The 13,752-nt window shown below is 39.3% G+C and carries 9 protein-coding genes; 2 read left to right on the forward strand and 7 right to left on the reverse strand.

All coding sequences use genetic code 11. From position 1 onward, the window contains the following. Window positions 1–10: 10 nt before the first annotated feature. Window positions 11–1,834, reverse strand: coding sequence for a phosphatidylinositol-specific phospholipase C domain-containing protein (locus ACKTS5_RS03510; protein WP_408042455.1), 1,824 nt, complete (start codon window positions 1,832–1,834; stop codon window positions 11–13). Window positions 1,835–1,950: 116 nt separating this feature from the next. Next, a complete protein-coding gene (gene msrB / locus ACKTS5_RS03515) occupies window positions 1,951–2,397 on the reverse strand; it encodes a peptide-methionine (R)-S-oxide reductase MsrB (RefSeq protein WP_408042456.1) in 447 nt (148 codons plus the stop codon). A gap of 107 nt (window positions 2,398–2,504) precedes the next feature. Here msrB and ACKTS5_RS03520 point away from each other — a divergent pair, with 107 nt between their 5' ends. Next, window positions 2,505–3,722 carry a Pycsar system effector family protein gene (locus tag ACKTS5_RS03520; protein ID WP_408042457.1) on the forward strand — a complete coding sequence of 406 codons (1,218 nt, stop codon included), beginning with the start codon at window positions 2,505–2,507 and terminating at the stop codon, window positions 3,720–3,722. Window positions 3,723–3,738: 16 nt separating this feature from the next. On the opposite strand, the gene ACKTS5_RS03525 is transcribed toward ACKTS5_RS03520, so the two are convergent. The 4 genes from ACKTS5_RS03525 to ACKTS5_RS03540 all read right to left on the reverse strand — a co-directional run bounded on the left by ACKTS5_RS03525 (window position 3,739) and on the right by ACKTS5_RS03540 (window position 12,102). Further along, on the reverse strand, window positions 3,739–6,126 hold the full coding sequence (locus ACKTS5_RS03525) for a GAF domain-containing protein (protein ID WP_408042458.1): 2,388 nt from the start codon (window positions 6,124–6,126) through the stop codon (window positions 3,739–3,741). 130 nt (window positions 6,127–6,256) lie between these two features. Beyond that, entirely contained in the window at window positions 6,257–9,022 is a 2,766-nt protein-coding gene (locus tag ACKTS5_RS03530) for an outer membrane beta-barrel protein (protein WP_408042459.1), read from the reverse strand. A gap of 180 nt (window positions 9,023–9,202) precedes the next feature. Continuing rightward, window positions 9,203–10,513 (reverse strand): ribosome biogenesis GTPase Der, encoded by a 1,311-nt coding sequence (der, locus tag ACKTS5_RS03535; protein ID WP_408042460.1) that lies wholly within the window; start codon window positions 10,511–10,513, stop codon window positions 9,203–9,205. A 65-nt stretch (window positions 10,514–10,578) separates the two neighbouring features. Beyond that, a complete protein-coding gene (locus ACKTS5_RS03540) occupies window positions 10,579–12,102 on the reverse strand; it encodes a choice-of-anchor I family protein (protein ID WP_408042461.1) in 1,524 nt (507 codons plus the stop codon). Between the two features lie 122 nt (window positions 12,103–12,224). Between ACKTS5_RS03540 and ACKTS5_RS03545 the strand changes: the two genes are divergently transcribed. Next, window positions 12,225–12,740 (forward strand): GTP-binding protein, encoded by a 516-nt coding sequence (locus ACKTS5_RS03545; protein WP_408042462.1) that lies wholly within the window; start codon window positions 12,225–12,227, stop codon window positions 12,738–12,740. On the opposite strand, the gene era is transcribed toward ACKTS5_RS03545, so the two are convergent. Then, the gene (gene era / locus ACKTS5_RS03550) at window positions 12,737–13,618 is read right to left on the reverse strand and encodes a GTPase Era (RefSeq protein WP_408042463.1); all 882 of its coding nucleotides are present in this window, start codon (window positions 13,616–13,618) and stop codon (window positions 12,737–12,739) included. The two genes, ACKTS5_RS03545 and era, sit on opposite strands and share 4 nt — an antisense overlap. Window positions 13,619–13,752: the final 134 nt, after the last annotated feature.

A 13,752-nucleotide genomic window follows, 5' to 3' on the forward strand; every position in this document is an offset into this window, starting at 1 on the left:
GGTTGTTTTATTAAACAGCGGTTGTGATTTGCTTTTTTGCTTCTGAAATGAGGTGATTGTACCGCTTTATGAGTAGCTCACTTATAAAAGCGGGTCGTGCAAACTCGAAATAATCGAGGTACAGTAAGTTGGCAAAGTATCCTTGAGCGTTGGGTTCTTGCCCGGCCATGACTTCACCGAGGTGTCTGTTTGCTTCTTTGGCTGCAAACCAAACTCCCGTGGGAGGTGTCAGTGTCCAAGAAAGTAAAAATAAATCGCAGGGCACTTTAGAAAATGTTTGACATTGCCACGAATTGTCTTTTTGTTTGGCACAACACAGACCGTTAAAGAGTGCGAGCTTTTTCAGTTGGTCTTGCTTCATGGTATCAAAACTGACAGTATTGGAATAGATGTCAAATACGGTTAGGTCTCCTTTTTCAGCAGTTGATGACTGCCAATCGCGGTATACCCAGAATCCAGCTTCTTTTTGATTCAGCGCCCAATTGCCGTCAACGACGACTAGAATTTTTCCGGAATTGGCTAGAAATTCTCCCATAGTAATATCCGCAAGTCGTTGTTTGTTGGCAGGTTTTTGTGTATACAACCAAGGGCCGAGGGTTGATTTGATCAAAGTTTTCATTTTTTCATAAATCGCGGCGTCAAAATTATCGAAATGAGAGAATTTTAAAATAGCGAGTTCTCTGTGTCCTTCCTGGTAAAAACGCTTGATGTCATCTAAAACGCTTTGTAAAGAAGGACCAGTAATCGGACCGTGGTAAATGTCGAGATTTTCATTGGGCCGTAAATCGAAATAGCGAGCGCCACCACTCAGTTGCCCGTATAGGTTTTGATCTTGAGTTTTGGCAAGCGTGCTCAGTCCTTGCGTGTACATTCCGGTGTCATGGGTAGCGGGAAAGGTCATTTTTCTCAGGGGTAGTTCCTTAGTGATGGGAAGTAGATTTTCCATAAACTTAGAAGGGTTCATTAAACGAGAGGTGGAGAACCACATTCCAAACATGCTTCCTTCGTGAACTTGAATGGCAAGTTGCCCGTCTGAAGAGATGCCGCAACGAGGTTTTGAACCAGAGTCGTAATTAAAAGAAGTACTCCACTGGATTTCTGTTCCGTGAACTTCACCACTCAATTGCCACAGTCCTGTAAGTCCTTGTGATTGGTGAACCTCGACAAGCGTACCTTCATTGGTAATGGCTATACTCGGGTTTGCTCCGTCTTGATATTGTCGGGAAGGACCCCATTCAATTTTTGATCCTGCGAGAGTACCCACTCGATACCAAAGCTTGTCGTGTGATTGTGATTTGTGTACTGCGATTATTTGGCCGTGGTTGTTGATAGTTACCGAAGGAGTTACTCCCTTGTCATATTCATGGCTAGCAGACCACTCGATAGATTTTCCGTTTATTTTTCCTACGCGGTACCAGAGGGTATTGTAGGTCTGTGACTTGTGTACTTCTACTACATCACCGAAATCATTAATCGCGACAGAAGGTTGCACTCCACTGTCGTAATCGTCGTCTCCGCCCCAGTCAATAGTAGTACCATTTACCTGTCCTACTTTGTAGTACAGTTTGTGGTTCCAAGGCAGGGCGTTACTCGTTTCGTGTACTTCGACGATGGTTTGGTGGTTGTTAATTGCAATTGAAGGGTGGTAACCGTCGCTGTATTTATGGCTGGCCCCCCAATTAATTGTCGCTTCATTTACTTGTCCGATATGGTACCACATGCTTGCAGAAGCTTGTGAATTGTGGACTTCTACCGCTACTTTTCCGTTAGTGTCGACGTCATTAGAGCGGCCACTATCGTACTGAACGGCTAATCCGAATTGTATAGTTTGCATGGTTAGTTAATTTAAGTTTAACTAAAGTTACAAATTGGAATCGGTAAAAAATCTTATCAGAAGTTAATGTTTTAGGGGAAAAACCCTGTTTTTTAGTGAAAAATAATTTGTAGTAACTATTCTTCGTTCAGTTTTAATGACAGTGAATTTACGCAGTAGCGAAGTCCGCTGGGTTCAGGTCCGTCGGGAAATACATGTCCTAAATGGGCATCACAGGTGTTGCAGAGTATTTCTACTCGAATCATTCCATGCGTTTCGTCTTTGATGTATTTAATGGCGTTTTCTTTGATTGGTTGGGTAAAGCTAGGCCAGCCAGAATGAGATTCGTATTTGATAGTTGCGTCAAACAACGGAGTATTGCAACAGCTACAATTGTATTGCCCAGCGGCGTATGAGGAGCAGTGTTCACCGCTAAAGGGACGTTCGGTACCTTTGAGTCGCGTTATGGTATATACAGCAGGAGCGAGTATGGTTTTCCACTCTTGGGCGGTTTTTTCAATACGCATATCAGGCGTTGGGTTTTCGTTAACCGTAAAATGAATGATGTTTTTCCAAGTAAGCATACTAATAAATGGGTTTAGGAGTTAGTAGTCGTATACAGTATTGTAAAGTTACGATTATTAGAAATGCGAAACTTTGGTTATTTTTACCTTTTTAAAAGTACTTACAAATGAGTCAACTTATAGAGCAAGCAGAGCAGTACGCTATTGATTTTTTAACCAACGGTTTGGATAAGCAATTTGTTTATCACAATATTGCCCATACGCAACGGGTAGTAGAAAAATCAAAAGAACTCGCCGAAATGGAAAAGATAGCCCCGGAGGAGTTGGAAAAGTTAGTGGTAGCTGCTTGGTTTCACGATACTGGGTATGCTGTTGACGCTTCGCGACATGAAGAGGCGAGTACCGAGGTTTTAAAAACGTTTTTAGCAACTTGCGAAAAAGAGGATCTTTTTGATGAGGTAGCCAGCTTGATATTGGTAACGCAAATGAATCGAACTCCTGAAACGATTTTGGAGAAGGTTTTAAAAGATGCAGATTGCTCTCATTTGGGAAGTAAAAACTACAGTGAGTTTACAGAACTGCTTCGAAAGGAATTGGAGCTGACCAAAAATATTGAATTCACGGATGAAGAATGGATGAATAACAACATCAATTTCTTAACGGACGGTCATCAGTTTTATTCGGCAAGCGCCATTAAAAATTGGGGAAAGCAAAAGGGTAAAAATCTGGCACAATTGTTAAAGGCTGCCAAAAAGATGCGTCAAGAACAGTTGAAGTTCAAGCATAAAAAAGAAGAACTCGCACTTAAGAAAAACAAGATTGATTTACCTGAACGCGGTATCGAAACGATGTTTAGGGTGGCCTTGCGCAATCATATTACGTTAAGTGATATTGCCGATACCAAGGCCAATATCTTATTATCGGTCAATGCCATTATTATTTCCATGACCTTGTCAACCTTGATTCCGAAGTTAGACAATCCATCGAATAGTTACTTGGTAGTTCCTTCCATTATATTTTTAGTATTCACGGTGACATCGATTATTTTGTCCATTATTGCTACCAAACCGAATATAACACAAGGAAAATTTACCAAAGAGGATGTGGCACAGAAAAAAGTAAATTTGATCTTTTTTGGAAACTTCCATAAAATGAGTTTGCCAGAATTCGAATGGGCCATGGACGAAATGCTAAAAGACCGCGATTACTTGTACGGTTCTTTAACAAAGGACTTGTACTTTTTAGGATTGGTACTGAATAGGAAGTACAGCTTGTTACGAACGACTTATACGGTATTTATGATAGGAATTATCGTGAGTGTGATTTCGTTTGCAGTAGCGTTCTACATACAAAGCATCACTGCTGCCGCTGCGGTAGCAGTGTAATTAGCTCTGTTGTTATTTATTGTTTAAACTCGTGTATTAATTGGTCGATAGTAATGGTTTTTTCTTCGTCAAAAGCCCCTTCGTAAATAACTTCTACACGGAGTGCTTTTAAGCCAGAAACTCCTTGTAAATCTTCCAATTCGAGTTCTTCAAGTGTTCCTAATAGGTTTTTAGCTTGTAAAAACTTGATGTACTTTTTGTACTCAAAAGCGTCTTTATCTTGAGAGTAAACAATGGAGATTTTTCCAGGAACCGTCAGGCGTTCATCGGTGTTTTTGATGTGTGCTTTGTCTATGCGCTTTTTTATAATCTCGTAACGTATGTTATAGGCTCCGTCAACGTCAAACTGTTTTTCATCCATTCTGAACTTAATGGCCAAAGGATTGCTGTGAACGAGAATTAGGGAAGCCATTTCTAAATCATGACTTAGAGAGCCACGGGTATTCATGGCTAAATTTTCCAATTCACACATGGTTTGTAACTGCCATAAACGGAGGTTGTACAAATAGAGGTTGTCAAACTTTTTCTGTTTGGTCAGTGTCTCTCCGATGTACATATTGTACTCAACTCCATCCGTTTTGTAACGTTCAAAATAGTGTGGAAACATGGCTTGGGCTTCTTCTTGTTTTTTATCTAAAAACTTAGCCAAGCGATCGTTGAGTTTTGTAACGCTGTTTTCGTAAGATTTTCGTTTGTCATAAACAACGTGGAGCACTGGGTCTAAACTTTTTGTATAGTCGTTAACCAAGCTCTCTAAAGCTGAACTCACTTCTTTAATGTGATTAAATACAGGGTAAATGTCTTTCTTTAAGAAGTCTAAGATTCCGACTTCATCTCCTGCTTTTAGGCCTTTCTCTACTTCGTGTAAGTATTCTTTTACACGGAACATAAGCTCTTGGTAGATCGGTAGCTGTTCGGCTTTACACGCCTCATCTAGCACTTTGATAGCCAGGTTTAGTTGGGTAATTAAATCTTCTTTAATCGCTTGATTTCTGGCAATAGAAGATCCTTTTACATCAATTTGACCGTACAAGGGGTAGACGTCTTCAAAAACGATTTGTTCTATTTTGGCGTCTTCTTCTTGACGCAACAATGCGCTCTGATAGCTTTCGGCAGCCTCGTAGAACTTCCATTTAACAGTGGGGTGTATGGAAGTGTAGTGTTCTTGAATGGTAGCCTCCAGTATATTGGTGAATTCTTCCGCATTTCGTTCGGCAGCTGCCTCAAATACAGGAATGATATCTTTTAGTTTTTGCTTGTTTACCGAGTTTAATTCATAGGCTCTAGGAGAGGCTATTTCCAGGAGTACAAGATCTTTTTTATTCGAGGTAACTATGGGAATTAAGAGGATACTTCCTATCTCATTTTCCAATAATTTTTGGTAAAACGGATTGTCTTCTGAGTCGGCTTCGTAGGCTTTTACATCAGAAACAACTACGTCTTGATGTTCGTCAAAGATGTGTCGAACTACATGGCTACAGAAAAAATCTTTACAGCTGACACAAGATCCTTGGTCTATTAAAATGCTGTCGGAGTGTTTTACTCTCGGAGCTATGTTTTTATTGCTGATGTCAAAAACCGAATACCCAACGGTGAGGTCTTTGATAGCATAGAATTCTCGTAGGTTATGACGCAGTTTATTATTAATGCTTCCGTCGTCTATTTTTAATAAGTTTGTTTGAATGGCACTCAGCGTTTCGTCCGCGGTTACGTCAAACAAATTCATGATACCAAATCCTTTAAAAATATAAGAGTTTGGTGGAAATTTCTCTCGCCAAATATCGATGTTATCAAAATTGTCGAGTAACAGTTTAATATCTTCTTCGGTTATTTTTGGAGCTAATAGCGTCGGTGTGATTTCCATAAAGTCACCGTTAAAAGCAACGCGATAGTGTTTGGTTACCCCTAAGTTAACATCTGGAATATCAAAGAAAAAAGGTCTTTTTAGGTCTACTGGGTAGTTGTAAACCAGTGCCAAGATAAGTGTACACGAGTGAATGTACATAAGGTCTTCCTCGAAGTTTCGAACGGTGAGTTCGAAATTGTCACCTGCATTGTCTAAAATACTTTGAAAGCGCTCCGTAAACTTAAACGAAGTGAACGAAAAAGGTACGGTTGCGGCTTTAATTTCGTTTGTGGTAAGCATTTCAGGAAACAATCCATCCAGTAAAAAGTCGATGACTCTTTTGTGTTTGTTGAGTAAAGAGAAGTCTGAGAACCCTGTAATGAGCTCAGGGTACTGTTCCACTTCTTCGACCATAATTTTGGCTGCTGGGTGGAAGGGGTGATCTGCTTGTTCTTTACTCGCGTATTTTTGTATTACCTTAAAAACTCCTTCAAAGCTGATATTGAGTTGTAAAGGCAGTTCTATATTTTCTATATCTGGTGTCCTCTTAATTTTCATATGTACGTGTTTTCCCTAATGCAAATTTACGAAATCTATAATATAGTCGAAAATGTACTTGATTACTTGCAACTTGGTTGTACAAAAAAAGGTCGCAGTACTACTGCGACCTTTGATATGGTTAAGGATGTTAGAAATTATAATTGAATTCTCTAATTTTTCCTTTCTTACCGAGGCTGTTAAATTTCCAGCTAAATCCGAGCATAAAGTATTGTTGTAATACGGTGCTTTCTGCATCTTCGATATAGTTGCTGGTCGCCGTTCGGCGAACATTGTTATTTTGATTGAGCAAGTCATAGGCCTTTAAGGTAATTGTTCCTTGGTCTTTTAAGACAGAGTACGACAAGGTACTGTTCCAAAACCATGCTGACTGATTAAAGCCAACCACTTGTGGATTGTAGCTGTAGCGTATGTTGTTTCTCCATTCTAACTTTTTAGGGAAGTTAGTACGGGTATTAATATCCAGGTTGTGACGAACGAAATTTTGATCGTTGAAGTTTGCTAGATCGAAAGTCGATTTCCCGATATTGATGGTATACCTCGGTTCTATAGAGATGATTTTGTCGTAGGTATAGGTAAATCCTAGATTTGGTGAAACATTATTGTTAACAGAACGGTATTTTACATCGTTAAAGAAGTTAATACTTCTATTTCTGTTAAAGTATACTCCCACACGTAACTTAACGGCGCTTAACGAATCGAGTTTGAATTTTTTGTTGTAAAACGATCCTCCCCAAATATTGTAAGAACCATCTACATTTTCATAAGTAGTTCTCCTTATTAAGTTCGCGTCGATGGTACTTTTTGAAACTACCTGATTGTTGGTAAATCCACCTCCACCATAGAGGTAAATTCCAGTTCCTTTTTGCCAGTTGAACTTGTTGAAGTTCACGTAAAACCAATGACGTTGAATCGGTTTTAAGAACGGATTACCCGTGATGAGATTTAATGGGTTGCTCTCGTTGGTAAAAGGCTGTAATTGTTGAATGGTAGGAGCATCGTTACGGATTTCGTAATTGATACTGATACTCGCTTTAGAGTCAAAGCGATAGCGGAATCTCGAATCGAATTCAAATGCGTTAAAGTCCTTACTAAAGGTCAGGTTAGGACGTAGTTTATCTTTGTTTTCCAACGTTCTCATCATATATCCTGCATCGAAATTGAAACTCCATTTTTTTCCTTTGTAGTTCATTCCAATACGCGGTGTTTTGGTGATGTCGTTGGAGGTAAAATTAGAACTTAAGTTCGTGTTAAAGTTGCTATAGCTGTTGCTAACGGCATCAAAATCGTAGGTGTTGTTTACGTTTTCACGTTCGTTTTGATTGTAGCGATAGTCAAAGTCGATAAAGAGTTTCTTGGCAATTAAAGCATGACGATATTTTACACTCGAGCGGATGGCGTTGAGGTTATTTTGTACGGCACTGTGTTGATTTCTGTTGATGTCGGCTGTGGTAGCATCAAAAAATTCAGCGGTGGAGATATTAAAACTATTCGAGGTTGTTTTGTCTATTTGATTTGTCAAGCGCGCTCTAATAAAGGATCCTTTTGAAAATCGCTTGGTAAGTTCAATTTCATTTTCAAAGTTATTTGCTTTGGAATCTGAACGCGTATTCACACGAGAACGGTTGATGAGTTTACGGTCAGCGTCAAAAGAACTCTCATTTCTGTTAAAGAAATCCTCACGGGTATTACTGATAAAACGCGGCGTAATATTGATGAGAAAAGTCGAATCAATTTCAATATCAATTTCTGCGTCTACAGAGTGATTTTCATTATTGTTATTTGAGTTGGTTACAGATTCTGAGAAAAATTTACCGGTAGGTAGCGTCGTTTCCCTATTTCTTTTGGCATCGTTATTAGAATCACTACCCGAGTAGATGTAGTTTACATTGGTTTCAAGAGTTTTACCAAAAGAATCACCATAGGTAAAACCAGCAGTTGTAGAGCGAACAATACCCTGACCACCACCAAAACGCTGTCCTCCAACATTGATACTTCCATTACCACTTATCCACAGGCCACCTCCGAACATTTTTTCGAGTTCCCCAAAGCTAAATCCGGGAGAGTTGATATTGTTTTTACTGGCCAATACACTAATGCGTCGGTCATTGTTAAACCTGTTTACCATGGTAGCGGCTTCGTAACGTTTATCCGTTCCTGCTCCTGCCGAGACTCTACCAAACCATCCTTTATTGTTTTCTTTTTTGATGGTTAAATTGATGGTCTTGTTGTTGTTATCGCCTTTTTCCCCAGAAAAAGCTTCTGATTTGGTTTTGGTATCAGTTATTTGAACTTTTTCGATGATCTCTTTCGATAAGTTCTTCGTCGTGATAGAAGGATCGTTTCCGAAGAATGGTTTCCCATTCACCAAAATTTTATTCACAGGTTTCCCGTTGATGGTGATTTTCCCTTGTTCGTCAACTTCAACACCTGGAAGTTTTTTAAGTAAGTCCTCCACATTGGCATCTTTTTTCGTTTTAAACGATTTTACATTGAATTCCAAGGTGTCTTTTTTAACCGTGATAGGGGCTCTTGATTTGATGACTACCTCACTCAGCACATTGCCTTCTTCTTTGAGTGGGATTTTTCCTAAAGCGTAGTCCGATTTTTTAGAGAGGTCGATACTTTTCGTATAAGGATCCTTACCTACAAACGAAACGACCATTTTAAGTTTTTTGTAAAAAGATTTTCCTTCTAGTTTAAAATACCCTTTGTCATCGGAAATGGTATACGAAACGATGGAACTGTCTTTTAGTTTTTCTAAATGTATGGTGGCTGCCTCAATCGGCGTTTTCAGTTTTTCGTCTTGAAGGGTTCCTGTAATCTTAAAGGGATTAGACTGGGCATAGTTTTTTGAGGCCCACAGCAAGACCAAAACGATGAGTATTTTTTTCATAGTTTTAATGTATAATGTTAGTTTTAGTGCCGATCAAATAACGAAAAAAGAATACGAACGTTGCATTACTGATAAAAACAAAGTAATCTTATTGCGAATTTGAGTCTTTTTTATAATTGTTTTTGAAGACCCAAAACTCGTAATAAGATTACATATATATGAGTTAAAGATGTGTTAAAGTTATTTTTGCCTAAAGTATATACTTATCGGAACTCCAGTGAAATCGTAGTGTTCACGAAGCTGATTTTCAACGTAACGCTTGTACGGATCTTTGATGTACTGCGGCAAATTGGCGAAGAATGCAAACTGTGGCGTGTGCGTTGGCAGTTGCATACAATATTTTATTTTAATAAATTTTCCTTTTGTTGCTGGAGGTGGGTTGTGTTGCATGATCTCCAACATAGTTTCGTTGAGCTTGCTCGTTTGAATACGGCGCTTGCGATTTTCAAATACCTCTACAGCCGTTTCAATAGCTTTGAAAATACGCTGTTTGGTCAAGGCAGAGATAAAGATGATAGGCACATCTGTAAACGGTGCTATTTTTCTTCGTACTTCTGCTTCGAAATCACGCATGGTATTGGTCTCTTTGTCGATTAAATCCCACTTGTTTACCAAAATAACAACTCCTTTGCGGTTTTTTTCAGCAAGCCAAAAAATCTTTTCGTCTTGTCCTTCAAATCCACGGGTAGCGTCAATGACAACCACGGCAACATCAGAGTGTTCAATGGCTCTTACCGCTCGCATTACTGAGTAAAACTCTAAGTCTTCTTTTACTTTTGATTTTTTTCGAATCCCTGCTGTATCTACTAGGTTGAATTCAAATCCAAATCGATTGTATTTCGTATCGATAGAGTCACGGGTGGTTCCGGCTATATTTGTAACGATGTTTCTGTCTTCACCAATTAAGGCATTGATAAACGACGATTTTCCTGCATTCGGACGTCCTACGATAGCAAAACGCGGTAATTCGTCTACAGGTTCTTCATCGTCAAAAGGAGCGGGAATTTCATCGGCAATAGCGTCTAATAATTCTCCTGTTCCACTTCCGTTTATAGATGAAATGGTGTAGTAATCACCAAGTCCTAAATTGTAGAATTCAACGGCATCAGCATCACGCATGGCGTTGTCTACCTTATTTACAGCCATAAATAATGGCTTTTTAACTTGACGTAAAATTTTTGCAACGGCATCGTCCATAGGAGTGATTCCCTGTTCTACATCCACTACAAATACAATAATATCCGCCTCATCGATGGCGAGCTGTACTTGTTTTCTAATTTCTCCTTCAAAAATATCATCTGAACCGATCACGTATCCTCCTGTATCGATTACAGAGAATTCTTTCCCGTTCCACTCAGATTTTCCATAATGTCTATCTCTCGTAACTCCGCTTACTGAGTCTACAATAGCTTCACGACGCTTAACTAAACGATTAAATAAGGTCGATTTACCTACGTTAGGTCTCCCTACAATTGCAATAATACTACTCATGCTGCAAAGGTAGTGTTTCTGTAAAACAAAACAACTATTGAAAGCCTCCAATAGTTGTTAAGTTGTTAATTTGATGCGATGTTTTCGAAAATACTAACCGTACCGCTATCTTCATTAGCAATAATGACGAGTTCTTTACCAGAAGGACTTTCGTCGGCGGTTAGCGTTAGTATCCCCTCAGGTGCTTCATCGCCTGAATGCGATAAGATGTCTAAGAACTTTGGATTCGTAGGTGTTGTAAGGTCATAAACAAGTACTTGGTCGGTGCGTTCGAGACCGACGAACAGCAGGTAGCGTTGATCTTTAATATTTAAAACGGCTACACTTTCAGGTTCTGCTCCCTTGTCATCGCTGCGCTTGTCATTGTCATTAAACCTATCGGCACTGCGGGCCATGAGTTCTTTTGCTATGGAATTTCCACTGTCGTAAAGTAGGTTGCCGTTTTCTGACCAAACACTGAAGGAGCGGGCACCATACGAATACAATGCATCGTAATCTCCGTCATTATCGGTGTCTCCAAGGTCTTTAGCGATTTTTAGCCGACCGAGTTTCGCTTCGTTTTGCCAGTCTTCACTACTGGGAAATGCCGTAGGGTCTAAGCGTAGTTTTTTGACGCGTGTTTCCCCTACATAACCAGGAGTTCCTTCGTATTCACGGGAATCTCCTTCATTGGCTGATATGAGGTATTGGGTCCCTTTGATGGTTACCGTACAAATAGCATCGGGTTGGTACATACCAAAAACGGGGACTTTACGGAGTTCTTTTTTACCATCTTTATCGCTAGGATCGATATAATTCTTTTCCAAGCTATAATCTTTAAACCCTAAAGGATACAAGGCCTCTATGGTTTGACTCGTCAAATTTACCCTGGCGATGGCATTGTTCTCTTGTAAGGAAACCCACGCAGTTTTTCCGTTATCAGCTATGGCAATGTATTCCGGTTCAACATCTTGTGCTAAGGTTGCATTGGGGCCAAAAACACGAAGCCCTTTTGACTGTAAACTTGAAAGTTGCGAGTTAAAAGATTTAAAGTCGAGGGTTTTGACAGTTTTACTAGCTGTATTGATAATGCTCACGCTACCTTCGGGATCTTGTGTATAGTCTTTATTAGGTTCCCCTTCATTTGCACATAACAAGAGTTTACCGTCTTTACTAAAACTGAGCATGTCGGGAAGCGCACCTACGGTGTAACTCTGTTCTAAGTTTTGAGTAGCAGCATCGTAAATATGTACTTTCCCGTTGTTTTGTTTGACGGTATTTTCAATGGCCACGGCTAATTTTCCGTTGGCGCAACTGACGCTATTGGGAGCACCATTGCCTATAGGAATGCTGTTTTTTTGTTTAGGGGCGTTTAAATCGCTGATGTCGTAGACTGAAATTTCTTTTTTTTCCACGTTTACGATAAATAGTTTTTTGCTACGTGTATCGTAGGCGGTTATTTCAGCAGCTCCTTCACCACCGACTTTTAAGGTTGTTCGATGTTGAAAATTGACCGCTAAATTTACAGGGCTGTCTTGAGGCTGTTCGTCGTTGCATCCTAGGAAGGCTGCGAAGATAAGGGTACATAGCCCTTTGCGTAGGTAGTTCATTGTTTTGTTAGTTTTTACAAAACTTCACTTTCACTATTAGCTGAAGGTTAGACAAAAAGAAATGAAAAGTTATGATTGTGAACAGAATGTTTGTAAATTGTTATCATCAAACAATACTACCAATGGATGATCAAGTGTATAATCAGATTTTTCTTAAACCGCGATTTCAATTCGACTTTGCTATGAATGCCGCTGAGCTTTTAGCGCGTTTTGAAGTGCATAAAGGGTTAGAAAATACCTATAGAATTAAAGTAGTAGATGAGCACATTGTAATTGATGTTCCTGAAAAGGAAGCACATTATTGGTCACCGCAATTACAGTTGGAAATCGAAGGAGGTGAAGATGGACTCAGTAAAATTCGGGGATTGTTTGGTCCGAAACCTCAGGTGTGGACGCTATTTATGTTTATTCACTTTGCAGTAGGGACGGCTTTTGTCGTATTCGCCGTTTTGGCATATGCTAACTATCGATTAGAAAAGTCCTTGTTTTTACCTGTAACCATGCTGGTAGTACTCCCCCTAATATGGATTAGTTTATACTTTATTGGGAGTATTGGCAAAGCTACAGGTCAAAAACAGATGGACGATTTAAAAGCCTATACAAAAGGCTTGCTATTACAGCTCAAGTCGTCGGCTTAGTCTTTATAACCAAAGCGACGCAGCTGACGGTCGTTAGAACGCCAGTTTTTATTGACTTTAACGTGTAAGTCTAAAAATACTTTTTTATCAAAGAAGTGCTGTAGGTCTTTGCGGGCATCGGTTCCTACGCGTTTAATAGCGCTACCTTTGTGTCCGATAATGATTCCTTTTTGCGTATCGCGTTCAACCATGATCACCGAACGTATTTTGATGATGTTTTCTTCCTCGACAAAGCTTTCCGTTTCAACTTCTACAGAATACGGAATTTCTTTTTTGTACTGTTGTAAGATTTTTTCACGGATGGTTTCGTTTACAAAAAAACGTTCTGGTTTATCCGTCAGTTGATCTTTGGGGTAGAAGGGAGGCCCTTCTGGGAGCAATTCGATGATTTTATAAAATACGGTCTCCACATTAAATCGTTCAAGAGCAGAAATGACGAATACAAAAGAATTGGGAACTTTGGCTCTCCAATAGGCAATTTTTTCATCTACCTGTTCTTGTGTGGACTTATCTATTTTATTCAACAAGAGAATCACAGGGATTTTGCTGTGAATAATTTTATTAAAAAAAGCTTCGTTTTTTAGTTCTTTCTCTCCGACTTCTACCATATAGATGAGGACATCAGCATCTTCAAAAGCTGATTTTACAAAATCCATCATGGATTCTTGTAACTCATAGGCAGGTTTAATAATTCCTGGAGTATCTGAAAAGACAATTTGATAATCGTCGTCATTTACGATACCTAATATTCTATGACGTGTAGTTTGCGCCTTAGAGGTAATGATAGAAAGTTTTTCGCCAACAAGGGCGTTCATTAGGGTTGATTTACCAACATTGGGGTTTCCAATGATGTTAACAAATCCAGCTTTATGTGTCATGCTGCAAAGATACGCTCTTTTTTACAGAAGCGACTTTTTTTAATGGCTTGTTAATGATGGTTTTAAAAATAAATGTTTAGAAATTGTTAAGTTTATTTGGAAAATAGTAATAAAAAGTCCTATCTTTGCAACCG

It is taken from the genome of Tenacibaculum litopenaei (genome assembly GCF_964514025.1).
GTDB lineage: Bacteria > Bacteroidota > Bacteroidia > Flavobacteriales > Flavobacteriaceae > Polaribacter > Polaribacter litopenaei.

What these genes read in the sequence shown, in the direction of transcription:
- ACKTS5_RS03530 (WP_408042459.1), bottom strand. Translation starts at nt 9,022, where the DNA reads ATGAAAAAAATACTCATCGTTTTGGTCTTGCTGTGGGCCTCAAAAAAC.
- ACKTS5_RS03520 (WP_408042457.1), top strand. Translation starts at nt 2,505, where the DNA reads ATGAGTCAACTTATAGAGCAAGCAGAGCAGTACGCTATTGATTTTTTA.
- ACKTS5_RS03525 (WP_408042458.1), bottom strand. Translation starts at nt 6,126, where the DNA reads ATGAAAATTAAGAGGACACCAGATATAGAAAATATAGAACTGCCTTTA.
- ACKTS5_RS03510 (WP_408042455.1), bottom strand. Translation starts at nt 1,834, where the DNA reads ATGCAAACTATACAATTCGGATTAGCCGTTCAGTACGATAGTGGCCGC.
- ACKTS5_RS03545 (WP_408042462.1), top strand. Translation starts at nt 12,225, where the DNA reads ATGGATGATCAAGTGTATAATCAGATTTTTCTTAAACCGCGATTTCAA.
- era (WP_408042463.1), bottom strand. Translation starts at nt 13,618, where the DNA reads ATGACACATAAAGCTGGATTTGTTAACATCATTGGAAACCCCAATGTT.
- ACKTS5_RS03540 (WP_408042461.1), bottom strand. Translation starts at nt 12,102, where the DNA reads ATGAACTACCTACGCAAAGGGCTATGTACCCTTATCTTCGCAGCCTTC.
- msrB (WP_408042456.1), bottom strand. Translation starts at nt 2,397, where the DNA reads ATGCTTACTTGGAAAAACATCATTCATTTTACGGTTAACGAAAACCCA.
- der (WP_408042460.1), bottom strand. Translation starts at nt 10,513, where the DNA reads ATGAGTAGTATTATTGCAATTGTAGGGAGACCTAACGTAGGTAAATCG.